The sequence below is a fragment of the Nocardia sp. NPDC058518 genome (genome assembly GCF_042719655.1).
Lineage (GTDB): Bacteria > Actinomycetota > Actinomycetes > Mycobacteriales > Mycobacteriaceae > Nocardia.
In genome coordinates, this window is record NZ_JBHXNJ010000005.1 from 229,449 (window position 1) to 253,002 (window position 23,554).

23 protein-coding genes are annotated in these 23,554 nt (G+C 68.2%); 14 read left to right on the forward strand and 9 right to left on the reverse strand.

What is annotated here, in order from left to right:
* Positions 1-205: 205 nt before the first annotated feature.
* The 12 genes from ctaD (at position 206) to ACFWPX_RS11960 (ending at position 11,387) form a co-directional block, all read left to right on the forward strand.
* Positions 206-1,948, forward strand: coding sequence for a cytochrome c oxidase subunit I (gene ctaD / locus ACFWPX_RS11905; RefSeq protein WP_378912614.1), 1,743 nt, complete (start codon positions 206-208; stop codon positions 1,946-1,948).
* 81 nt (positions 1,949-2,029) lie between these two features.
* Positions 2,030-3,259, forward strand: a complete 1,230-nt coding sequence (serB, locus tag ACFWPX_RS11910; protein WP_378927553.1) for a phosphoserine phosphatase SerB — start codon at positions 2,030-2,032, stop codon at positions 3,257-3,259.
* A 91-nt stretch (positions 3,260-3,350) separates the two neighbouring features.
* Complete coding sequence (locus ACFWPX_RS11915; protein WP_378927431.1) at positions 3,351-3,776, forward strand: protease inhibitor I42 family protein; 426 nt, start codon at positions 3,351-3,353, stop codon at positions 3,774-3,776.
* 93 nt (positions 3,777-3,869) lie between these two features.
* Positions 3,870-4,652: a peptidyl-tRNA hydrolase gene (locus ACFWPX_RS11920; protein WP_378927432.1), complete on the forward strand. Its 783-nt coding sequence runs from the start codon at positions 3,870-3,872 to the stop codon at positions 4,650-4,652.
* Positions 4,653-4,792: 140 nt separating this feature from the next.
* Positions 4,793-4,951, forward strand: coding sequence for a hypothetical protein (locus tag ACFWPX_RS11925; RefSeq protein ID WP_378912611.1), 159 nt, complete (start codon positions 4,793-4,795; stop codon positions 4,949-4,951).
* Between the two features lie 18 nt (positions 4,952-4,969).
* Positions 4,970-5,806, forward strand: a complete 837-nt coding sequence (locus ACFWPX_RS11930; protein ID WP_378912610.1) for an ABC transporter ATP-binding protein — start codon at positions 4,970-4,972, stop codon at positions 5,804-5,806.
* A 191-nt stretch (positions 5,807-5,997) separates the two neighbouring features.
* A complete protein-coding gene (locus ACFWPX_RS11935) occupies positions 5,998-6,804 on the forward strand; it encodes an NUDIX hydrolase (protein WP_378927433.1) in 807 nt (268 codons plus the stop codon).
* Positions 6,805-6,814: 10 nt separating this feature from the next.
* Positions 6,815-7,591: an enoyl-CoA hydratase-related protein gene (locus tag ACFWPX_RS11940; RefSeq protein WP_378912608.1), complete on the forward strand. Its 777-nt coding sequence runs from the start codon at positions 6,815-6,817 to the stop codon at positions 7,589-7,591.
* Between the two features lie 216 nt (positions 7,592-7,807).
* The gene (locus tag ACFWPX_RS11945) at positions 7,808-8,785 is read left to right on the forward strand and encodes a class I SAM-dependent methyltransferase (RefSeq protein WP_378912607.1); all 978 of its coding nucleotides are present in this window, start codon (positions 7,808-7,810) and stop codon (positions 8,783-8,785) included.
* Entirely contained in the window at positions 8,786-10,063 is a 1,278-nt protein-coding gene (locus tag ACFWPX_RS11950) for a class I SAM-dependent methyltransferase (protein WP_378927434.1), read from the forward strand.
* Between the two features lie 36 nt (positions 10,064-10,099).
* Positions 10,100-10,978 (forward strand): LysR family transcriptional regulator, encoded by an 879-nt coding sequence (locus ACFWPX_RS11955; RefSeq protein WP_378927435.1) that lies wholly within the window; start codon positions 10,100-10,102, stop codon positions 10,976-10,978.
* A gap of 112 nt (positions 10,979-11,090) precedes the next feature.
* Positions 11,091-11,387: a DUF6506 family protein gene (locus ACFWPX_RS11960; RefSeq protein WP_378912604.1), complete on the forward strand. Its 297-nt coding sequence runs from the start codon at positions 11,091-11,093 to the stop codon at positions 11,385-11,387.
* 26 nt (positions 11,388-11,413) lie between these two features.
* Here the strand turns inward: ACFWPX_RS11960 and ACFWPX_RS11965 are convergent, their stop codons facing one another.
* Both ACFWPX_RS11965 and ACFWPX_RS11970 read right to left on the reverse strand, forming a co-directional pair.
* On the reverse strand, positions 11,414-11,953 hold the full coding sequence (locus ACFWPX_RS11965; RefSeq protein WP_378927436.1) for a DUF1697 domain-containing protein: 540 nt from the start codon (positions 11,951-11,953) through the stop codon (positions 11,414-11,416).
* A gap of 65 nt (positions 11,954-12,018) precedes the next feature.
* Positions 12,019-12,765: an acyltransferase gene (locus tag ACFWPX_RS11970; RefSeq protein WP_101466276.1), complete on the reverse strand. Its 747-nt coding sequence runs from the start codon at positions 12,763-12,765 to the stop codon at positions 12,019-12,021.
* Between the two features lie 134 nt (positions 12,766-12,899).
* On the opposite strand from ACFWPX_RS11970, the gene ACFWPX_RS11975 reads away from it, so the two are divergent.
* Positions 12,900-14,192, forward strand: coding sequence for a PQQ-binding-like beta-propeller repeat protein (locus tag ACFWPX_RS11975; protein WP_378927437.1), 1,293 nt, complete (start codon positions 12,900-12,902; stop codon positions 14,190-14,192).
* A 21-nt stretch (positions 14,193-14,213) separates the two neighbouring features.
* Here the strand turns inward: ACFWPX_RS11975 and ACFWPX_RS11980 are convergent, their stop codons facing one another.
* Complete coding sequence (locus tag ACFWPX_RS11980; RefSeq protein ID WP_378927438.1) at positions 14,214-15,224, reverse strand: polysaccharide deacetylase family protein; 1,011 nt, start codon at positions 15,222-15,224, stop codon at positions 14,214-14,216.
* A 115-nt stretch (positions 15,225-15,339) separates the two neighbouring features.
* Here ACFWPX_RS11980 and ACFWPX_RS11985 point away from each other — a divergent pair, with 115 nt between their 5' ends.
* On the forward strand, positions 15,340-16,689 hold the full coding sequence (locus ACFWPX_RS11985) for a putative glycoside hydrolase (RefSeq protein WP_378927439.1): 1,350 nt from the start codon (positions 15,340-15,342) through the stop codon (positions 16,687-16,689).
* Positions 16,690-16,736: 47 nt separating this feature from the next.
* Here the strand turns inward: ACFWPX_RS11985 and ACFWPX_RS11990 are convergent, their stop codons facing one another.
* The 6 genes from ACFWPX_RS11990 to ACFWPX_RS12015 form a co-directional block, all read right to left on the reverse strand.
* A complete protein-coding gene (locus ACFWPX_RS11990; protein ID WP_378912599.1) occupies positions 16,737-17,099 on the reverse strand; it encodes an STAS/SEC14 domain-containing protein in 363 nt (120 codons plus the stop codon).
* A 124-nt stretch (positions 17,100-17,223) separates the two neighbouring features.
* Complete coding sequence (locus tag ACFWPX_RS11995; protein ID WP_378927440.1) at positions 17,224-19,161, reverse strand: TerD family protein; 1,938 nt, start codon at positions 19,159-19,161, stop codon at positions 17,224-17,226.
* Positions 19,162-19,301: 140 nt separating this feature from the next.
* Positions 19,302-19,862 (reverse strand): GNAT family N-acetyltransferase, encoded by a 561-nt coding sequence (locus ACFWPX_RS12000; protein ID WP_378927441.1) that lies wholly within the window; start codon positions 19,860-19,862, stop codon positions 19,302-19,304.
* A gap of 11 nt (positions 19,863-19,873) precedes the next feature.
* The gene (locus ACFWPX_RS12005) at positions 19,874-21,127 is read right to left on the reverse strand and encodes a glycosyltransferase family 4 protein (RefSeq protein ID WP_378927442.1); all 1,254 of its coding nucleotides are present in this window, start codon (positions 21,125-21,127) and stop codon (positions 19,874-19,876) included.
* Positions 21,124-22,668 (reverse strand): 1,4-alpha-glucan branching protein domain-containing protein, encoded by a 1,545-nt coding sequence (locus tag ACFWPX_RS12010; protein WP_378927443.1) that lies wholly within the window; start codon positions 22,666-22,668, stop codon positions 21,124-21,126. The genes ACFWPX_RS12005 and ACFWPX_RS12010 overlap by 4 nt, the downstream gene beginning before the upstream one ends.
* The gene (locus ACFWPX_RS12015) at positions 22,665-23,453 is read right to left on the reverse strand and encodes a class I SAM-dependent methyltransferase (protein WP_378927444.1); all 789 of its coding nucleotides are present in this window, start codon (positions 23,451-23,453) and stop codon (positions 22,665-22,667) included. Before ACFWPX_RS12015 ends, ACFWPX_RS12010 begins: the two co-directional genes overlap by 4 nt.
* Between the last annotated feature and the right edge of the window lie 101 nt (positions 23,454-23,554).

Here is a 23,554-nt window from a genome sequence, read left to right on the forward strand (position 1 = left end):
TCGCCGACAACCGTTGCACCCACGCGACCTGCGGAGGAAGATCGGGATCGCGAACTACGGCGCGCCGAATACGACACAGAGTAGGACCCGCGCGGAATGCTGCGGCAGCACGGTTTACGATTCACTCCAACGCATGTCTGCTGCTGTTCGTTCCCGAGACGCGGCTGGGCCTGCGAGTGACGTACAGGCATCTTCAGGAGGATCAGTGACTGCGGTAGAGCCCAGGCCAGTCCCTCAGTTGGAAGCGACTCGACCGTATCCGGCCCGGACCGGTCCGAAGGGCTCGTTCCTCTACAAGGCGGTCACCACCACCGATCCCAAGGTGCTCGGCACCATGTACTTGGTGACGGCGATCAGCTTCTTCCTGGTCGGTGGACTCATGGCGCTGCTCATGCGCGCCGAGCTGGCCCGCCCGGGTCTGCAGTTCCTCTCGCCGGAACAGTTCAACCAGCTGTTCACCATGCACGGCACGATCATGTTGCTGTTCTACGCGACGGCGATCGTGTTCGGCTTCGCCAACATCATCCTGCCGCTGCAGATCGGCGCCCCCGACGTCGCCTTCCCGCGACTGAACGCGTTCAGCTACTGGCTGTACCTGTTCGGTGGCTCCATGGCGACCGCGGGCTTCGTGACCCCCGGTGGCGCCGCGGACTTCGGCTGGACGGCGTACGTGCCGCTCACCGACATCCTGCACTCGCCCGGTGTCGGCACCGACCTGTGGATTCTGGGCCTGGCCGTTTCCGGTCTCGGCACCATCCTCGGTGGCGTCAACATGCTCACCACCGTGGTCTGCCTGCGCGCACCCGGTATGACCATGTTCCGCATGCCGATCTTCACCTGGAACATCGCGGTGACCTCGGTCCTGGTGCTGCTGGCCTTCCCGCTGCTCACCGCGGCGCTGTTCGGTCTGGCCTACGACCGCCACCTGGGCGGCCACATCTACGACCCGGCCACCGGCGGCATCCTGCTCTACCAGCACCTGTTCTGGTTCTTCGGCCACCCCGAGGTCTACATCATCGCGCTGCCGTTCTTCGGCATCGTGTCGGAGATCTTCCCGGTGTTCAGCCGTAAGCCGATCTTCGGTTACACCACGCTGGTCTACGCGACGCTGGGTATCGCGGCGCTGTCGATCGCGGTGTGGGCGCACCACATGTACGCCACCGGCGCGGTGCTGCTGCCGTACTTCTCCTTCATGACCTTCCTCATCGCGGTTCCGACCGGTGTGAAGTTCTTCAACTGGATCGGCACCATGTGGCGCGGTCAGCTGACGTTCGAGACACCGATGCTGTGGTCGATCGGCTTCCTGGTGACCTTCCTCTTCGGTGGTCTGTCGGGCGTCATCCTGGCCTCGCCGCCGCTGGACTTCCACGTCACCGACTCGTACTTCGTCGTCGCGCACTTCCACTACGTGCTCTTCGGCACCATCGTGTTCGCGACCTTCGCCGGTATCTACTTCTGGTTCCCGAAGATCACCGGCCGCATGATGGACGAGCGTCTGGGCAAGTGGCACTTCTGGACCACCTTCGTCGGCTTCCACACCACCTTCCTGGTCCAGCACTGGCTGGGTGCCGAGGGCATGCCGCGTCGCTACGCCGACTACCTGCCCAGCGACGGCTTCACCACGCTGAACACGATCTCCACGATCGGTGCGTTCATCCTCGGCTCGTCGATGCTGCCGTTCATCTGGAACGTCTTCAAGAGCTACCGCTACGGCGAGGTCGTCACGGTCGACGACCCGTGGGGCTACGGCAACTCCCTCGAGTGGGCCACCACCTGCCCGCCGCCGCGGCACAACTTCTACGAGCTGCCGCGCATCCGCTCGGAGCGTCCGGCGTTCGAGCTGCACTACCCGCACATGGTCGAGCGTATGAAGGCCGAAGCGCACGTCGGCTGGGGCTCGGGTAAGCACGCGACGCACGTCAGCGAAGGCGCGCTCGCCAAGAAGTAAGAAACACCGGAAGACCAGGGTGTGCACCTGCTGGGTGACCAGCAGGTGCACACTCTTTTTGTGGGTAATCGAACGGAGCAGATCGACTTGGCCGACACCACAGTTCTCGTGACCGTCACCGGCCCCGACCGACCGGGCGTCACCTCGGTGCTGCTGGCGGCGCTGTCGCGGCACCAGGTGAGCCTCCTCGACGTGGAACAGGTCGTCATCAGGGGCAGGCTCACCCTGGGTGTGCTGGTGTCGTGCCCCAACGACGCGGAGGCGTTGCAGGACGACCTCGAAGAGGCGATGAACACCGTCGGCATGCAGGTCGACGTGTCGGTCGACGCGCAGATCGGCAAGCCGCCGATGTCCACGCACGCCGTCGTGGTGCTCGGCGCCCCGGTCACCGCGCGGGCATTCAGCGCGATCTCGCGTGAACTCGCCACCGGTGGCGCCAATATCGACTCCATCCGTGGCATCGCCGACTACCCGGTGACCGGCATGGAACTGTTGGTCACCGCGACCGACACCAGCGACGAAGGCGACGCGCGGCTGCGCACCGCACTGGCCGAGGTGGCCGTCGCCGAACAGGTCGACATCGCGGTGGAACGGGCCGGGCTGGCACGCCGTGCCAAGCGCCTCATCGTGTTCGACGTGGACTCCACACTGATCACCGGCGAGGTGATCGAGATGCTGGCGGCGCACGCGGGCGTCGAGGACCAGGTCCGCGAGGTCACCGAGGCGGCGATGCGCGGCGAGCTCGACTTCGCCGAATCGCTGCGTCAGCGAGTGGCCACCCTCGAAGGTCTCGACGAGTCGGTGATCGAGGAGGTCGCCGAGCGGATCGAGCTCACTCCGGGCGCGCGCACCACGATTCGCACCCTGCGCAGGCTCGGCTTCCGCTGCGGTGTGGTCTCGGGCGGGTTCCGGCAGGTGATCGAGCCGCTCGCACACGAGCTGGAACTCGATTTCGTGCAGGCCAACACCCTGGAGATCGTCGACGGCAAGCTCACCGGGCGGGTTGTCGGCGAGATCGTCGACCGGGCGTTCAAGGCGACCGCGCTGCGCAAGTTCGCGGCCGAGGCGGGGGTGCCGATGGAGCAGACCGTCGCGGTCGGTGACGGCGCCAACGACATCGACATGCTCAACGCGGCCGGGCTCGGCGTGGCGTTCAATGCCAAGCCCGCACTGCGCGAGGTGGCCGACACGGCGCTGTCGCATCCCTACCTGGACGCGGTGCTGTTCATCCTCGGCGTCACCCGCGACGAGGTGGAAGCGGCAGACGCGCGCGACGGTGGCGTGCGACGGGTTCCGCTGCTCGGCCGGTAGCGGGCGAGGGCGCCTACGCGCCCATCGCGACCTCCACGACGTAGAGTGACGGCACAGGCACGTCGTCACCGCTCGTCACCGGGAGGTTGTTGTGCGCAGGTCATTTCTCGTCCTGGTCGCCCTGGCTGGTCTCGGCGGATTGACCGCCGGATGTGGTGACGACAAGACCGAAACCTACGACGTCACCCTGCAACCCACCTCCGTGCCCGCGTCCGCGGTCGCTCCGTTGACGATCGAGCAGTCCGCCGCGGGCAGCACGGTCGAGGCGACGGTGGGTCAGCGCGTGCTGGTACGGCTGTCGCAGGACCCCGCGTCGACCGACCAGTGGGCGATGGTCAACGACGACGAGGGCATCCTGATCGCCGACGGCGGCCCGACCAGCGAGGGCAACGCCACCGTGTGGCCTTTCCGTGCGACCGAACGCGGCACCACCTCGCTCGAGTTCGTGTACGGGCCGTCCAGCGAACCGGCGGTGGGCCCCGAGCCGACCTTCCTGGTGAATGTCCGGGTGAACTGAGCCCTGCGGCGGCCGCGCGAAGACCGGGGAACGGTCCGCGACCGCGCTATTAGGCTGGCGGGCGGACTGGTGTCGATCGATGGGTGTTGTGGCATGGGCAGTGGGCTGGAAACCGAGGAGCAGGCAGAGGCGACGGTTCGCGACGAGGCGGCCGAATTCGCCGCTCGGCACGCGGAATTGGCGCGGGGTTACGGCGGCACCGGTGACCCCGACGACCCGGCGATGGTGCAGGCGATGCAGATGGTGTTGCACATTCCCAAGGCCGATCCGCCTGCCCGCAGCGCCCTGCTGGAAGCCGCGGCCGCCGCGGCGGTGGCGGTGTGCCTCGACCCGCGTTCGGGGCCGGGCGGGGAGTGGGAGCCGCGGTATCTCGCGTGGAAGCGGTCGCGGATCAGGAAGGTGGCCCGGCGGGCGCGTGGTGCGCAGTGGGTGGCCGCGGGTGACGTCGACGGGGTGACTGTCGATGTCGACGGCGCGCAGGCTCGTGCGTTCGTCCCCGGCCCGGTGGGCGAGATCGATCAGCGCATCCGCAAACTCCAGATCGGCGGTACCGATCTCGAGCACGACGAGCCGGGCCCGGCGGATCCGGCGTTGCCGGTGCTGTGGGTGAACGCGGCATTGGCGATGTCGGTGGGTAAGGCGGCCGCACAGGTCGGGCACGCGAGTATGTTGCTGGCGGGTGCGCTGCCCGTGGACGCGGCGGCCGCGTGGGCGGCCCGCGGGTTCCGGTGCGCTGTGCGCGACGCCGACGAAGCGCGGTGGGCGAGCTTGGTGGCCGAGGTGGCCGCGGGTCGTGCGGTGGCTGTGCGCGACGCCGGTTTCACCGAGGTGGCGCCCGGCTCGATGACGGTGATCGCGGTGCCGCCACGGGACTGAACGGCTCGACACGGGCGAGCGGAATTCGGCGGTCGGGTCGCGGTTTTCGCGACTCGCCGCGACAACGCGGTGTGGCGTAGGTGCCGCGCGGGTATACGTAACCGACAGCCAGGCACATCGAGGCTCAGGGAGGTTCCGCGATGATGACGACGATTGTGGTGATCCTGCTCGTCTGGATCGTGCTGTCGGTGCCTGTCTCCTTTGTCGCCGCACGGATGTTGCGCAGTGAGGTTCGCGGCGCGCGCGACCCGTCGACGACCAGGACCGACGAATCTCGCACGGGGCGGTCGCTGCGCTGAGAGCCCGCGTGGGCCAAGATGGAGCGCGTGTCGCAACCCGATCCCGATCTGCTCATCGACTTCTCCGATGTGACCATCCGTCGCTCGGGCCGAACCCTGGTCGGCCCTGTCTCTTGGCAAGTAGAGCTCGACGAACGCTGGGTGGTGCTCGGCCCGAACGGCGCGGGCAAGACCTCGCTGCTGAGAATGGCCGCCGCCGAACTGCATCCGACCTCCGGTGACGCGAATCTGCTGGGGGAGACGCTCGGTCGCGTCGACGTCAGCGAATTGCGGCCACGCATCGGGTTGTCCTCGGCGGCGGTGGCCAGCCGGATCCCGGTGGACGAGAAGGTCAGCGACCTGGTGGTCTCGGCCGGCTACGCGGTGCTCGGCCGCTGGCGCGAACGCTACGAGGACATCGACACCGAACGCGCTGTCGACATGCTGGAAACCCTCGGCGCCGAACACCTTTCCGACCGCACCTACGGCACCCTGTCCGAAGGCGAACGCAAGCGGGTGCTGATCGCGCGCGCCCTGATGACCGATCCGGAACTGCTGCTGCTCGACGAACCGGCCGCGGGCCTCGACCTGGGTGGGCGTGAGGAACTCGTCGAGCGTCTCGGCGATCTCGCCGCCGACCCCGACGCGCCCGCGATGGTGCTGGTGACCCATCACGTCGAGGAGATCCCGCCCGGCTTCACCCACGCGCTGCTGCTCAAGGAGGGCGAGGTGGTCGGCCAAGGGCTCTTGGGTGACGTGCTCACCGCCGAGAATCTGAGCAACGCCTTCAGTCAGTCGATCGCCCTCGACCGGGTCGACGGGCGCTGGTTCGCGCGGCGGGCTCGTCGTTCAGGCGGGCATCGGCGCCGGAACTGACCGTGGCTCGCTGATTCCGCCTGCCTGACCTGGCAGGCGGCGACCGGGTTGGGGATCTCGACGCACCGCCGACCAAGCGGGCGTTAGGGTGCTGGAAGGTGGCTGCGCTCGAAGTAGGCAGCCCGGTCCGGTCGGCAGGCCGGTGCGGTGTTGGTCGCCGGGCGGTCGGTTCGGTGGTGGAGAGGAACGGTATGAGTGAGTCCGGGGTCCCCGCGCGGGATGCGTCGACCGTGATGCTGGTGCGTGACGGCGCGGCGGGTATCGAGGTGTTCCTGCAGCGCCGGGTCAGCGAGATGGCGTTCGCGGCGGGGATGACAGTGTTCCCCGGCGGCGGCGTCGACGCTGCCGACGGGACGGCCGATATCGCCTGGACGGGCCCCGAACCTGCCTGGTGGGCAGAACGTTTCGCCACCGACGAACAGACCGCGCAGGCGCTCGTCGCCGCTGCCGTGCGGGAAACCTTCGAGGAATGCGGAGTGCTGCTCGCCGGACCGACCGCCGATTCTGTCGTCGACGACTCGGCGCGCTATCGCGAGGCGCGGGGCAAGCTCGAGCGCCGCGAACTCTCGCTCGCCGATTTCCTCGCGGCCGAGGGCTTGGTGTTGCGCGCCGATCTACTGCGCCCGTGGTCGAACTGGATCACGCCCGAGGCCGAGCCCCGCCGTTACGACACCCGCTTCTTCGTCGCGGTGCTGCCACAGGGCCAGATCGCCGACGGTGCCACCTCCGAGGCCGCCCAGGTGACCTGGCGGACACCGCAGGACGCCCTGGTGAGCTGGCGGGCAGGCGAACACGTGCTGCTGCCACCGACGTGGTCGCAGCTAGACGCGCTGTGCGGGTTCGCCGACACCGCGGCCGTGCTGGCCGCCGAACGGATCGTCGAGCCGATCATGCCGAAGTACACCCCGGGAGCCGGTGGCCGTCCACTGTCGAACTTCCCCGACAACGAACGGTATTTCGACGAGCTGCCGCAGTTGGGTGCTCTCGGCGGCCGGTAGGTTGTGGCGCATGGCCGAATTCGTGACCCTCGAGCTGCCCGCCGAGCCGACCACCCGTGGCGTCGCGCTGCTGCGCATCGATCGTCCGCCGCTGAATCTCGTCGACGCCCAGCTGGCCCGTGAGGTGGCGGCCGCGGCGGCCACGGTGGCCGAGCATCCCGGGGTCTCCGCCCTGATCGTCTACGGCGACGAGCGGGTGTTCAGCGCGGGCGACGAGATGTCGGAGCTGGCCGAACTCGACGCCGGACAGGCCGCCGCCATGGCCGCCGATCTACAGGCCGCGCTCGGCTGCCTCACGCGGGTTCCGCAGCCGACGGTCGCCGCGATCACCGGCTACTGCCTCGGCGCCGGACTCGAACTCGCGCTCGGCGCCGATCACCGGATCGTCGGCGACAATGTGAAACTCGGTCTGCCGCAGATCAAAGCGGGCCTGATCCCGCTCTCCGGCATCCGTCGGCTCTCGCTGCTCATCGGCGCGAGCCGCGCCAAGGACCTCGTCTACACCGGCCGTTTCGTCGATGCCGAGGAAGCCGCGAAGCTCGGCCTGGTCGACGAGGTCGTCGCCCCCGACGACGTGCTCAGCGCGGCCCGTGCCTGGGCCGCCCAATTCGTCACCGCCGCACCACGCGCTCTCGCCGCCGCCAAGGCGGTCTTCGAGTCCGGTCCGCACGGCCACTCCACCGCGGTCACCGAATGGTCGGCCCTGTTCGACACCGACGACGCCCGCACCGGCACCCGCACCTTCGCCGCGGAGGGCCCGAACGCCGCCACCTTCACCGGGCGCTAGCTGATCGCCCCGCCGGGTTCTCGGTGGCGGCCCGGCACGCAGTTCGAGCCGCCCGGTGTGAGGTAGCTGGGGAGTTACCGATGCCCGGACGGAACAGCGGGAGCGAAGTTAATGCCCGTTCCGCGCGCATCCGCCAGGGGCGGTCCCGCGTGGCCGAAGCCGCCGACCCTCGTCCCAGGGGAGGCGTGCCCGGGCGCACATATTAGGCTGACCTGTATGACGGTTCATCCCGACGATCCGGCGCCGAACCCGCACGCCACGCAGGCACAGGTCGAAGCAGCGCTCAAGGACACCAAGCTCGCCCAGGTCCTCTACCACGACTGGGAGGCGGAGACCTACGACGACAAGTGGTCGATCTCCTATGACGAACGCTGTATCGCGTATGCCCGAGGCCGGTTCGACCTGGCAGTCGGTCCCGCCCCACTGCCCTACGAGCGTGCGCTCGAGCTCGGCTGTGGCACGGGATTCTTCCTGCTCAACCTGATGCAGGGCGGTGTCGCGAAGACCGGTTCGGTCACCGACCTCTCGCCCGGCATGGTGAAGGTCGCGCTGCGCAACGCCGAGCACCTCGGCCTCGACGTCGACGGTCGCGTCGCCGACGCCGAGACCATCCCGTACGACGACGACACCTTCGATCTGGTCTGCGGCCACGCCGTGCTGCACCACATCCCCGACGTGGAGCTGGCGCTCAAGGAGTGCCTGCGCGTGCTCAAGCCGGGCGGACGCTTCGTGTTCGCCGGCGAGCCGACCACCATCGGCAACATCTACGCTCGCCGCCTCGGCCAGGCCACCTGGAAGGTGACCACCGAGATCACCAAGCTGCCGTTCCTGTCCGGCTGGCGTCGTCCGCAGACCGAACTGGACGAGTCCTCCCGCGCGGCCGCGCTCGAGGCCGTCGTCGACCTGCACACCTTCGACCCGAGCGATCTCGAGAAGAAGGCGAAGTCCGCGGGTGCCGTCGATGTGAAGGCCACCACCGAGGAACTCGCCGCCGCCCTGTGGGGCTGGCCGGTGCGTACCTTCGAGGCCGCCGTCCCCGACGAGAAGCTGACCATGCCGTACCGCCTGGCGCAGTACCGCGCGTGGCTGGGTCTGAGCTGGCTGGACGAGAACGTGCTGCGCAAGGTCGTGCCGCGCGAGTTCTTCTACAACGCGATGATCACCGGCGTGAAGCCGGGCGCGGCGAAGAAGTAGGTGGGCTACCGCTTCGGCCGCGACGACGTCGCCTATCTCGGCAGCGCGGCAGGCCGTGCCGCGCTCGCCGAGGTCGACCGGCTGGAGCTGACCCCCGCGACGCACCTGCGCGATATCGAGCAGGTGCGTCGTTCGCACGTTGAATCGGCGTCCGCGCTGATCGAGACCGTGCGCTTGCGTCGCAAGGCTTTGGCGAAGCTGCCCGGTGCCGCCGAGTGGTTGTTCACCGACGACGCGTTGCAGCAGGCGACACCGGCCCTGGTCGCTCGGCACCGGGCCGCCCGGTTGGCCGGTCGCGCCGTGCACGACGTCACCTGTTCGATCGGGGCGGAACTGGCCGAGTTGTCCGCCGTCTGCGCCGCGGTGATCGGTAGCGATCTCGATGACGTCCGGCTGGCGATGGCCGCCCACAACCTCGGTGTCGCGCCGCTGTCGGCGACAGATTCCGCGCTCGCCTCAGCCGCGAGCACCGAGCGGTCCAGCGGCGCAGATCTCGGCTCGGCGGCCGAGGACCACGTGATCCGCTCGCGAAACATCGTCTTGGCCAAGGCCGACGCCCTCACCCCGACCACGCGCGACACGGTGATCGTCGCCGATCCGGCCCGTCGAGCCGACGGCCGCCGTACCTACGATCCCGCGAAACTGCAGCCGCCGCTTCCCGACTTGCTCGCCGCCTACGCAGGTCGCGATATCGCCGTGAAGTCCGCGCCCGGCCTCGATTTCGACCGACTCGGCTGGGACGGCGAAGTCGAGATCGTCTCCCTCGACGGCGCCGTCCGCGAAGCTTGCCTGTGGTCTCCCGGCCTCACCGAATCCGGCATCACCCGCCGCGCCACCGTCCTCGACTCCCGTGGCGACACGACGACCCTCACCGACGCCGCCCCCGACGACATCCCCGACCGCGCCCCCGGCGACTGGATCATCGACCCTGACGGGGCCGTCGTCCGCGCGGGCTTGGTCCGCCACTACGCCGCGAAACACGGCCTCTGGCAACTGGACCCCCACATCGCCTACCTCACCGGCGACACGGTCCCGCCGGGTTTGCGCGGCTTCCGCATCGAAGACCGCTTCGAACTCCGCGAGAAAACCCTCCGCCAGGAACTCGCCCGGCGCGACTGCGGCTCCCTGGAAATCCTCATCCGCGGCGTCGACATCGACCCCGACGCCCTCCGCAAGAAACTCAAGCAGCGCGGCTCGACCCCGTACACCCTGGTGATCACCCGGATCGGCCGAGCCGGCGTCGTCTTCCTCTGCCGAGCCGTCGCACCCACCCACTGACAGACCCACTTGCCGGTGCCGCGATAGCGTCGTGGGATGGAGTTGCGTTCGCTGCGGTACTTTCTCGCTGTCGTCGAGGAACGCCACCTGACCAGGGCCGCTGAGGCGCTCGGCATCAGACCGACGTCGCTGAGCCAGCAGATCATCGGCCTCGAGCGCGATCTCGATACGTCACTGTTCGTCCGCACGGCCAGTGGCATGGTGCCGACAGCGGCCGCCGATCGGCTCGTGCCGCATGCGCTGGCAGCGGTGGCGGCCGCTCGGCGTGCCGCGGAATCGGTACGGACACGACCACCGCTGCACGTCGCGGTGACGCCCGGCGCGCCGCCGTGGGTCGTCGCTGAGTTATGGCGGGCCACCGCTGATTTCGCGCCCGAGTTCACCGACACGCAGACCGGCGAACAGCTGGTGCGGCTGCGGAACGGTGCGCTGGATCTGGGCATACTGCTGGTGCCGGAAGACCTGACCGGCCTCGACCACATCACGATCGCGGAGGCCGAACTCGGTGTCGTGGTCGCGGTCGGCCATCGCCTCGCTGGTCGCACCGCGGTGCGGTGGGCCGATCTGCACCCGAGTTCGGTGCTGTGGTTCTCACAACCCTGCGCGCCGGGGTATCACCAAGCGATACAGCAGCATTGGCTGCGCGCAGGTTGGCGCCCGAGCAGCATGCGCAACGGTTCCCCACGGCGGGCCCTGTTCGTCGCCGAACTCTCGGGTGGCGACGACGTGGTCGCATTGCGCCCGGCGTGGGATGTCCGAGACGGTGACGGCCTGGTCTGGATTCCGTTCGCGTCCGACGCGCCGCGGATCTGTCACGCGCTGGCATGGAGTGTGGTGAATCCGCATGCCGCGAAGTACGCCACGATGGCCGCTGACCTGGCGTGTGTGGCGGTACCGCACAAGCATCCGGAATGACCTCGTGGACAGCACAACCCCGATGCGCTGTCCTGGATGAGCGGCCGGGCACAACCGCACAGACCGCTGCGGTGCCCAGCCGGCAACCGAACGAGATCAGGAGGCGACTGCCATGGCATTGACCGCATGGGGATTCATCTATACAGCCACAGGTAGTGATCCGGACCGCGAAACCGTCGTCGAAACCCCGGCCTGCCGGTCGGTGTTCGTCGGTGTCGAGCGCAAGGAGGACGCCGCCGAGGTGGCGGTGCGGCTGGTGGGACAAGGCGTGCAGCTCATCGAGCTGTGTGGGGGATTCGGACCGGTGTGGACCGCCCGGGTGATCGAAGCCATCGACGGTGCGGTGCCGGTCGGCGCGGTGTCCTACGGTGCCGAGGCGGTGGACGGAGTACACGCGATCTTCGCGTGAGACCTGCGCCCGCCGACCGAGGTCACTCAGGCTTCCATTTTCTTCACCACGCGCTGCACCGTGAGCCAGGTGCGGGTGGTGATGTCCTTGCCGTAGGTCTTCTCCAGGCGGGCCATGAAGTCGGGCGTCTTGCCGGTGCTGTTGTCGATGACGGTGAGGAACGCACGGGCCTTGCGGTCGTAGCCGATGACCCGGGTGAGGGGGTCGTCGTCGAAGGCCGTGGTGTCGGCTTCGCGCATTGTCGTTTTGAAGAAGGTGACGGTGAGGTAGGAGCCGCGTTCGTGGGGGAGGCCTTCGAACGGGTCGCGGTCGAGGAGTGCTTGGAGTTCGGGGTGGCTGCGGACGATGGTGCCGCCGGGGATGCCGAGCTCGGCGTTGAGGGCCTGCTGAATGCGGTCTTCCAGGTCGGCGGGGTCGTCAGCGGTGCCGAACACGACATTGCCACTCGTCAGCACCGAGGCGACCTTCTCGAAGCCGAGCCCCTCGAACACCCCGCGCAATTTCTCGTTGCGCATGTTCGGGTTGGTCGGCATGATCCCCCGCAGCAGCGCCGCATAACTCTCCACGCTGCTGACCGTACCGACCCCCACCGACACCCACCATCGCTTCCGGTGCCCGTGTCCGCGAATTGCTAGGCCTGAGCGGCGGCGTTCTTCTTGCGCTCGATATCGGCCAGCGCCGCCATGTAGGCCTCGCGCTCCTCGGCGCTCGCATCCCACGCGACCTTGCGGTTCTTCACGACCTTGGCGGGCGCGCCGACGGCGATGCTGTAGTCGGGGACATCCCCACGCACCACCGCGTGCGCGCCGAGCACACACCCGCGCCCCACCCTGGTATCGCGCAGGACGGTCACCTTGGCCGCGATCCAGGTGTCGGGGCCGATGCGCACGGGGCTCTTCACGATGCCCTGATCCTTGATGGGCATGTTGATGTCGTCCATGCGATGGTCGAAGTCGCAGATGTAGCACCAGTCGGCGACCAGGGTCGACTCACCGATCTCGATGTCGAGGTAGGTGTTGACGACGTTGTCCTTGCCGAACACCACCTTGTCGCCGATGCGCAGCGAGCCCTCGTGGCAACGCAGGGCGTTGCCGTCGCCGATGTGCACCCAGCGGCCGATCTCCATGCGCGCGAGTTCCGGGGTCGCGTGGATCTCCACATTGCGGCCGAGGAAGACCATTCCGCGCAGCACGATATGCGGGTTGGCCAGGCGGAACTTGGCCAGGCGGTAGTAACGCACCAGGTACCAGGGGGTGTAGGCCCGGTTGGCGAGCACCCAGCGCAGCGAATCCCTGGTCAGAAATCGGGCCTGCTGCGGATCGCGGCGGCGTGATCCACGCCAGCGCGCGCTCAGTGGCGCGCCCCACATGCTCGTCACGAACTACTCTCCCTCATTGACCGAGGACAATGATCCGCCGGGCCTGCCCCGGGGATTCGGTCGTCGGCTACACAGAGTACTTTCGCAGGGCACACTTACCGTGCCATACCCCGATAACACAGGGAGATCTGCAGGTGCGAACTCGGACTCGCGTCGTCGCCTCGCTCGCTGCCGCCGGTGTGGTGGCGCTGGCCGGGTGCGGCACGGATGTGGACGACATCAAGGTCGGTGCCGGAAAAGGTTGGCCCGCAACGCATCACGACGGCAGCAATGCGAGCAGCAGCCCGGTGTCGGGTGCGGACTCGGTATCGCTGAGCTGGTCACGTCCGGTGGGTGGCCCGATCGCCCAGCCGTTGACGATCGGCGCCGAAGGTCAGATGTTCGTCACCACGAACACCGGCAACTGCGCGATCTTCTCCTTCCAGATGCTCACCGGCCGCAAACGCTTCTGCAACCCGCTGGGACCGTCGACGATCGCGGCGCCGACCGTGCTCGATGGGGTCAGCAATGTCTACGTCGGTGACGACGGTGCGGTGAATTCGTTCAACTACCTCGGTCAGCCGCGGTGGCGCACCCCCGTGGCGGGCGTGCCGGTGGCGATCCAGTTCACCGGTGACGGCAATGTGCTCACGGTGACCCAGTCCGGCCAGGTCGACGTGCTCAGCCGTCAGACCGGCGGTCGTGAGGTGCCGACGGTGCAGTTGCTCGGCGAACCCGACTTCCTGAAGTACCCCGGTCTCACCCGGCCCGCCTCCGGCGACGGCCTCGACGACTGCCAGAGCGGCGGCCCACGCTGCGCCGTCGCCAACACGACCGCCGTCGACCCGTCGACCGGCCGCTTCTTCGTCACCGTCTGGGAGCCGGGCAAGCAGGCTGCCGCGCTGCGCGCGATGCGCTACGCCGACGGCGCCGTGACCCAGGAGTGGAGCGCCGAGGTCCTCACCGGCGGCAGCGCGACCAGCCCCGCCCTCTCCGCCGACGGCGCCACCGTCTACGTCGGCGACAACAGCAATCGCCTGATCGCCCTGAACACCGCCGACGGCGCCACCCGCTGGACCCAGCCCCTGGCGTGGGCGCCCCGCGGCGGCATCTCCGTGGCGGGCGATCTGATCATCCCGGCGGGCGACGACGGCTACCTGACAGCACTGCACGACAGCGATGACAAAGCCGAAATCGTCTGGGAGCGCAAGGACCTCACCCTCCGTGGCACCCCCGCCCAAACCGCGGGCGACATCGGCTACACCGTCGCCGCCATCGGCGCGGGTCTGAACCTCATCACCTTCGACACCACCACCGGCAACACCATCGATTCCGACCCACTTCCGGCCGCTACCGGCACCACCACGGGCACCTCCATCGGTCCGGAAGGTGAAGTCGTCGTGGCCACCCGCCTCGGCGAGATCTTCGCCTTCACGCCGGACGCCTGATCGGGTTCGCCGCGGCGTAGGTCAGTACGGGTTGGCTCGGTCCTGCCAGCGCACGTCGAGTTCCGTCGCGCGCTGCTGGGTGAAGGAGATGCGCGCCGGGTCGCCGTCGGCGGTGTAGCGCTGGTCCGGGTTCGCGGCGAGCCAGTCGAGCCAATAGGCCGAATCGAACGGGACCGCACCCCGGCCCGATCGGATGCGCGGCACCCCGCCCGGGTCGACCGCGCCGTAGGGGGCGGGGGCGGGGTTGGAGCCCACCAGCATCACGGCGTCGAAGCGGTAGGGGGTGCCGTCCCAGCTGCCCGCCGTGGCCAGCGCGTGGTCGCGGGGAAAGATGCCGAGCGGTAGCGCCATGGTGCGCACGGTGACTCCGGGCGCCGCCGTGGTCACCGCGCGCACGTTCTGCACCAGTTCGCGTTGCACGTTGTCGGCGTCCAGGCTCGCGAGGTTCGCGTGATCGGCCGTGTGCGCTCCTATTTCGTGGCCCTGGGAGACCAGCCATGGGAGCGCGCGCGGGTCGCCGCCGAAGGGCTCGTTGTTCACGTAGAAGGTGGCCACCGGCCGGAAATCCGGGTAGCGCGCGCCGAACTCGGCGAGGATGCCCGCGGCGCTGTCGGGGGCCACCGCGCCGGAGTCGGTGAAGCTGAGTTGGCTGCCGGTGGAATCGTCGAAGGTGAGCACCACCGGGTGGGTACCGGCAGGCAGGTCGAGGTCGCCGGAGATGTATTGCGCGGCGGTCACCGGGCGGTAGCCCTCGCGGTAGAGCCGTTCCAGTTCGTCCCGGAACTCCGCCGGGGTCTGGTCGTATTCGCCCGCCGGGTTCGGTGCGACCTGGTGATACATCAGGACCGGGACCAATCCCAGTTCGTTGGCGGCGATCTCGGCCGGATTCGGTGGTGCCGGTTTCGCTGTTGTCACCGGCGCTGCCGTGTGCGCCGAAGCCGCTTCTTTGTCCACGGCAGCACAGGCCGTGAGTGCGGCCGCCAGTGCTGTCGCTGACGCGAGCCGGAACATTGTGTTCGAACCGCCCATCATCAATGCGATATTACGCCGCGGCGACGGATTACAGTCGATCTATCGATACCGAGTACGCCGTGTCGGGACTACGAAATAGTTGGCGTGTCAATGGTTTTGGAAGGCGGTGTTGACGTTGGGATTGCAACTCCGATCGGCCGATCGACGGCGATGGACGACCCCCCTTATCGGTGTCGCCCTCGCGGCGCTGGTCGTCTCGCTGGTGGCCGGATTCGCGCTGAGTAGATCCGGCGAGCTGCCCTCGGCGGACACCGTGCCGCCGACCCTTCAGCTGACACCGGCCGACCCCACCCGTTCGTATCGCGAGCCGGTGGTGGTGCGCGGTAACGCTGTCGACGCGGTCCGGGTGTCCATCGGCGAGGAGGCGGTGACCCCGACCCCGGACGGTGCCTTCGAGATCTCGGTGCCGTGGGCGCCCGCTGTCGAGGTCGTCGCGGTGGACGCCGCGGGCAATCAGAGCAGCAGCGTCGCCGTCACGACGCTCGCGCTGCCGAGGATGCGGGCCGTGCACGTCACCGCGCACGCATGGTCGCACGATGGCTTGCGCGAAGCCGTTCTCGACCTCGCTCGCGAAGGTCGCATCGACACCGTGCAGCTCGATATCAAGGACGAGGACGGCGTCGTCGGCTACGACTCCCAGGTGTCTCTCGCCCGTGAATCCGGTGCCGTCGCTTCGATTTACGACGCACCGGCGGCCCTGCGGCAACTGCACGACATGGGCTTGCAGGTGGTCGGCCGCATCGTCGCGTTCCGTGATCCGACCGTGGCCGCGTGGGCCTGGCACAACGGCAGGCCCGACTGGGTCGTCCAGAACCCGTCCGGCCAGCCCTATTCCAGCCACTACGGGCCGATCGCGTTCACCAATGTCGCGCACCCCGATGTTCGCCGCTACAACATCGACCTCGCGGTGGAAGCCGCGCAGCTCGGTTTCGACGGCATCATGTACGACTACGTCCGCCGCCCGGACGGCAGCCTGACCAGCATGAATTTCGCCGGACTCACCGGCACCCCCGCCACCGCGGTCGCGGACTTCCTCGCCCAGAGCCGCTACCCGGTGCACCTCGCAGGCGCACACCTGAGCGCCGCGGTCTACGGAATCGCGTCCACCCGCCCCGACGAGATCGCCCAGGACATCCCGCTGATGTCACGCAGCGTCGACTTCGTCGCGCCCATGATCTACCCGTCGCATTGGGGCCCCGGCGAGTACGGCGTCGCACACCCCAACGCCCAGCCCTACGACATCGTCTTCCGCTCACTACGAGACTTCCAAACGGCCACGGCGGGCACCGGCGCGAAAGTGGTCCCGTGGCTCCAGGACTTCAGCCTCGGCATAACCTACGGCGACGCCGAACTCCAGGCCCAGATCGACGCCACCCGAGACGCGGGCATAGACAGCTTCTTCCTCTGGAACGCCGCCACCCGCTACCACGGCGGCGGCATCTCACCGGCTTCGGAGGCGAAGTAGCCGAATCGATCGTCGGCAAGGCTCGGTCAGCCTGACCGCTGTTCGATTCACCGAACCCAGGCGAGGGCATCACCCTCGTCGTCCACCGGAAACACCCGCACCTGCGCCGGAATCAGAAACCCCAGCAGATGCACAGCCTCGCCCAACACCCGGTGATCGGTGACCAACGCGATCCGCCCCCACATGTCCCGCGGCACCTTCACCAACTCCAGATCCTTCGCCATCGCACCCAACGAATACCCGTCGAATTCCTCGCCGAGCACATAGACCATATTGATCGGTTCCTCGTGCTCGACGGCCTTCCTGATCGCCGGATCGAGCACATTCGCGTAGTCGTCGGCGGTCACCGTCCCACTGGCCCGGAACCCGATGGTCGCGGCGGGCAGATCGGATATCGGCTGCAGAGGCATCGGCTCTCCTCGAATCGAAGGCAATTGTCCAGACCCCGCGACCCTAGATCCGAACCGTCGCTCCCACCTCGCCCATCACGGGTGAACTGCCCGGAATCCTGCAATCCGCTGAGCGGTCATCGGACTACTCGACCGGCTCCGGAGCGACATCTGCCTGCTTCGGGGCCGCGGGTACCCACTCACGCAGAGGCTGCATCACCGCGCCATAGAAGGCGTCGGTGGCCGTGGTGACGCCGGCGATGAAGCCGGCTGCGGTGCCGGACCGTTTGCTGGCCATGGGGAAGGTCTGTTCGAGGGTGAACGAGACGATCGGGCTGGTGCGGCCGTCGATGAGCGACTTGGGTGTGGTGCGGACGGTGTCGAGGAATTCGCACGTTTCGTTGCCGCGTTCGGCGAAGACGGCTTCGACCTGGACGCGGCCGGGCGCCTCGGTGAGCTGTTTGGTCAGCCAGGACACGCGGCGGGCCTGGGTGCCCTCGTCAGGTGCGGCGATGGTGGTGCGGCAACGGACCTTGTTCGTCCGCACATCAGCGATGACGGTGAGATCGCCCGCGGTTTCGGGGATGCGCAGGACGGCCTCGAACAGACCGTCCGTTGCCAGCCGTTCGGCGACGGAGGCGGCGCGGACAGCCGGATCCGACTGGAACTTGCGGGCGAGGACATGCTTGACCTCGACACCGAGTTCGGCGGTGAGCCGTAGCGCGAGATGCCTGCACAGCGACACCCACGTGTCGGCGACCGTCAGCGCCTTCGCATCGCCGGCCCGCAGTGTTCCCTGGGTGACGGCGTCACGGACGGTGACCCAGTGCCTGCCCATGTCGACGAACTCGGCTGCGCCCGAACGGGGATGGTCGAGAAAGCGCAGGAACTCGGCGAGAATCCACGCTTGCAGTGCGTCATCGATACCGCCGTGCGTGGTGAGCATGCGCGCCTCGTGGGCCACTTCGGCCCACGACAGATGGCGCAGGGCGACCTTCGTCAGCTTGCGACGGTCCACTTGGACGGGCAGCTCGCCCGGCCCGGCGGGTATGTCGTTGGACAGGCTGACGACGGCGTCGTACTTCTTTCGCCGCGCGACGTCGAGGTAGCTCTCCAACTGGTCCCGCCGGAGCTTGCCGTTGCCCGTTTTCACCTCCAGCAGACCGGTCCACTGCTTGGCGCCGCGACTCACCTTCAACACCGCATCCGGGATGACTTTGGTATCGCCCGATTCGTACTGCACCTCGAGGTAGCCCTCGAAAGCCCCTGCGGGCGCGCCCATCCGGGCGCAGATGGCGCGGGCAAAAGGACGGACGGCCTGCATGGTAGCGATGAGCGCTGAGGTGGTGCGCCGTTCCTGTTCCTCGCCCGCACCCACCCCGATGACCGAGAACAAGCGAGCGGGTTGCCAGGTATCCGATTCGGCCTGTCTGAATTCGATCGGCTTGGTTTTACGCACTGCGCGCCTGGTGGTCGCTACTCCGCGCGACGGCGCCGGTACCGTCGGCGCCTCGGGTGCAACGACTTCCGGCTCTACGGTCGCCGGTTCGGCGTCCTCGACAGTGACTCCGAAATCGGTTGCCAGCCCGGACAATCCGGACTCCCAGCCCTGTCCGACAGCTCGCACCTTCCAGTTGCCGTCGCGTCGATATACCTCGCCGAAGACGAACGCCGACTCCGTGTCCGCGTCGGCGGTGAGATACTCGGCCAGTGAGTGCCCGGCGGGATCGATGACGTGGAACGCGAGTTTGCCCAGCGCCCCGAAAGTGCCCTGGCTCACGCTGCCCGCCAGCGCGATGGTGTGCACTTGCGCGGGAACCGCCGACAGATCGATCGAGATCCTGGCCTGCTTACCTTCCTCGGTGGCGCTCGTTCCAAGGAAACACACTGAGCCATCGGGCGATTCGGTCTGGTTGTAGAAGACGAAATCGGCATCGGATCCGACGCGCCGGTCCGCGCCGAGTAGTAGCGCGGAAGCGTCGACCTCGATGTCGGGTTCCGGCCAGCCGATCACGATGTCGACACGGTCGACATCCTCGGGAAGCGGAATGTTCTGGCCCTTGGACAGCAGCGGAGACGACACAGTGGCGGTTCACCCTTCGAAGTCGGCATTCAGTCGCAAGGCTGATGCAGCCGACCCGCTCGCTGACCCCCTTGCCGCACACCGCGATTGCGTGACGGTGCCGAGGGGTGTCGGCGGTGGGAACTACTCTGTTACACGGATCACGTTTGAGTGGTCCGCCGAATGGTAAAGAGATCTACTTCGGATCCCGTTCCGGCAGTTGTCTTTCCACGGTCGTCCAGCCTCTTCTCGAACCAGTGGTCGGCCAGCGGGTCGTCGCCATACGGCGGGATCGCGGTGTAGCCGTGTTTCGCGTAGAGGGTCCGTGCCTCCACGAGATCCTTGCGCGTAGTGAGCCGGATCCCGCGGGCGTGGGTCTCGCGGGCGGCGGCTTCGGCCGAGCGAAGCAATGCGGCAGCTCCGCCCGCGCCGCGCGTATCGGAGCGGACGAACATACGAGTCAGTTCGACCGTTTCCGCGTCGAGGCGGCGCACACCGATACAGCCGACGGCCTTGCCGTGTCGGCGGGCGATCAGTAGCAGCCCGGTGGGCGGGGCCAGATCATCGCTGTCGTGGCCGTCGGCAAGGTGCCGGTCGATCTCGGCTTCATCGGTTGGACGCCCGTAGTAGCGACTGATCATTTCGGCCAAATAGAGCCGGAGGAGTGCGGCGGCCTCCGGCGTGTGCGGTTCGGCGGGTTCGACAGTCCACCGGGCGTTCATCGGGATCGGCTCTACTTCGGATCCCGTTCCGGCAGTGGTCTTTCCACGATGTCGGGGCGGCCGAGGGAGGTGCGGACCCGGCGTTTGGCGGCGGTGTAGACCTGGGCGGTTTCGGCGGCTACCACGTCCCAGGCGAAGTCGGCGGTGAGGCGTTCCCGGGCTGTGCGGGCGCGGGCCTGGGCGGTGGACGGGTCGTCGAGGACGGCTCGGGTGGCGTCTACCAGGCCGTCGATGTCGGCGGGGGCGAAGGAGGCGCCGGTGACGCCGTCGATGACGGCTTCGCCGAGGCCGCCCGCGGTGGAGGCGATCAGGGGGACGCCCGCGGCGGCGGCCTCTAGGGCGACGATGCCGAAGGGTTCGTAGCGGCTGGGCAGGACGATGGCGTCGGCGCCGTGCAGCCAGCCGAGGAGTTCCTCGTGGCCGAGGCTGCCGACGAAGTGGACGGCGCGGGCGACGCGGTGCACGCGGGCGCGCTCACGCAGCCACTCGAACTGGGTGCCCACGCCGGCGACGGTGAGGGTGGTGCCGGGGTGGGCGCGGCGGATGCGGGGCAGCGCGGCGATCGCGTCCTGCACGCCCTTCTCGTACTCGAGTCGGCCGACATAGAGCAGTCGAGGCGGGCCCGAGCGAGGTGCGCGCGGACGGAAGGTCCACGAGCCGACGTCGATACCGTTGCGGATCACCGTGATCGGGGCCAGCTCCGGACCGTAGAGTCGTTCGACTTCGTCCTGCATGGACGTCGAGCAGGTGATGAGCTGATCGGATTCGTTGGTCAGCCACCACTCGACCGAGTGGACCTGCTTGTTGACCCGGCCCGACACCCAGCCACTGTGCCGCCCGGCCTCGGTGGCGTGGATCGTCGAGACCAGCGGCACGTCGTAATATTCCGCGAGCGCGATCGACGGGTGCGCGACGAGCCAGTCGTGCGCGTGCACCACATCGGGCGTCCAGCCCTCTCCGACGCCAGGCTTGCCCAGTGCCACCCCGGCACGGACCATCGCGTGCCCCATGGCAAGGGTCCAGGCGAGCATGTCCTCGCCGAAGTCGAAGCACGGCGGGTCCTCGGCCACCGCGACGACGAGCACGCCGTCGGCGATGTAGGAGTGCGTGGGATGGGTGACCGAATCGGTGCCCGTGGGCCGGCGTGCCAGGACGACGACCTCGTGACCGGCCGCGGCCAGCTCGACGGCCAGGTGATGCACATGCCGACCGAGCCCACCGACCACGACCGGCGGGTACTCCCACGACACCATCAAAATCTTCATGCGGATCCTTCAGCGGCGGCCGACGGGACAGCGGTCGGCAACCGCCGCGCGTCCAGACCAGGGAAGAATCCGTCGGCCATCGCCCATCCTGCCGCGAGACGGGTCGCTTTGGCGAACTGTCCGGCGCCGATCGCCTCGGCGAGCTCGCGGACGGCGTGCGCGTGTTCGTGGGCCCGGTCGCGGGCGTACCCGGCGGCGGAGTCCTTGCTGACCATGAACGCCCAGTCGCTGGACACCGTGAGAATCGCCTCACGCAGCAACTGATCGGCGACCGGATCGCGCAGGGATCCGTCGCGGCGCACCTTGTCGAGGGTGTCCAGCGCCAGGCGAACGATGTCGGCGTTGAGCTCGACGAGGTCGGCGACCTGGTCGCCCGCCCACACCCGCCAGTCCTTGCCCGAACCCCACGAGGAGTCGTTGAGCTGCACGGGTTCTCCGACGAAGCCGTTTTCGCGGGCGTCAGCGAGGGTGCCGACGTTCACGCCCGCTTCGGGCAGCGCACGCAGGACCTGCTCCAGCCACTGCGGCCCTTCGTGCCACCAGTGCCCGAACAGTTCGGTGTCGAACGCGGCCACCACGAGGGCGGGCCTGCCGATTCGCGCGGACTCCTCGATCAGCCGGGTGCGGACCGTTTCGACGAAGTCGGCGACGTCGCGGGTGACCGCCTCGGCCGCCAATTCCGGATCGTAAGGGGCCTTGTCAGGACCGTCGACGGTTTTGCCGGTGACACGTGAGGGTTTGAGCCCGGTCGCGTGGTCGTAGTGGTGGAAATCACGGTAGGCGCTCTGGCCGGGGTAGCCCTGTTTCGGCGACCAGACCCGGTAACTCACGGCCAGGTCGCGCCCGAAGGCGACAACCTCGGAATCGCGCACCGGCCTGCCGAGCGAGGTGTCACCGCGCAGTGACGGACCGTCGACCATGAAGTGGGTGATGCCCGCGGCGTCGTAACCCCGTTCCATGCCGGGGGTGTAGCCGCATTCGGGTGCCCAGATGCCCGTCGGCGTGGTGCCCCAGCGCAGTCCCGCGTCGGCCAGGCCTTCGGTGAGCTGGAACTGGCGCAGGCGTGGGTCGAGCAGCGGCTGGAACGGGTGCGCCAGCGGTCCGCCGAGCAGTTCGATCGCATCGGCGTCGATCAGCGAACGCCATACCGGCGAACCGCCGTGCTGCCAGTTCTGTTCGAAATCGGCCAGAGCTGTTGCGGCGAGCCGATGTTCGTGACGGCCCAGCGCCACATTTCCCGACATCGACGCCTCGTCGGCGCGCAACTGCCAGTTGCCCAGCCAGTGATGCATGCCCGCGAGGCAGTGCGGATCGTCGAGCTGCGCGGCGAGCACGGGCGTGATGCCGAGGCTCAGCAGGTGCGAACGTCCTTCGGCGGCAAGATTTTTCAGTGCCCGAACCAGCGGCAGGTACGACGCGGCCCAGGACTGGTAGAGCCATTCCTCGCCGACCGGCCAGCGCCCGTGATGGGCGAGCCACGGCAAGTGGGAGTGCAGGACCAGCGTGAACTGGCCCGGCACGGCGGAGCGGGAATCGGTCAACGTGGTGCCTTTTCGGCGATCGCGACCAGGTCCAGGCTCGCGTCGATATCGCCTTCGCGCAGGTCGAAATCGTCGATGGTGACGGCGGCGACGTCGGCGGTGAGGTCGGCGGGCCACGGCTCACCGGCCAGCGCGCGCTCGATCTGGGCGTCGATGAACGATCCACCGTGCTTGGCGTCCAACGCTTTCAGGTTCGCGCCGTGGTGCACGCCGAGCATCTCGGCGACGGTGAACCCGGCATCGACGAGCAGTTCGGTCAGCTCGGCCGCGTTGAGCTCGCGGGTGTGGAACGGATTGAGGGGGGTATCGCGACCGGGGGAGAAGGTGATCCGGTTCGGCGTGCTGATCAGCAGCACCCCGCCGGGGCGGAGCACGCGCAGGCATTCGCGCAGGAATTGTGCCTGGTCCCAGAGGTGTTCGATGACCTGGAAGTTCACCACGACGTCGACGGATTCGTCATCGAGGGGCAGGGCGGCGAGGTTGCCCTGGATCATCTCCACGCGGGGGTAGCGCGCGCGCACATGCGCGACGGCGCCGTCGTCGTAGTCCACACCGGTGACACGCCGGGCGACGCCCGCGATCATGTCGGCGCCGTAGCCTTCGCCCGAACCCGCCTCCAGCACGATCTTGTCGGTGCATCGGTCGAGCAGGCGGGCATAGGCGATCTCGTGCCGGCGGAACCAGTAGTTCTCCTCGGCGATGCCGGGCACCGTCCGCTCGCCGGTCAACGGCAGTGGTTCATGTGTTGCGGCCACGGGTGCGGCAGGGATCACAGCCTCGCTCATTGCTCCGAGGTTACTGGTACCGCCGGTTCACGCAGGAGTCAGGGACCTCTTGCGCAGGTAGGTTACCCACGAGTAACTTAGCGTAGGGTAGTGTTCCGATC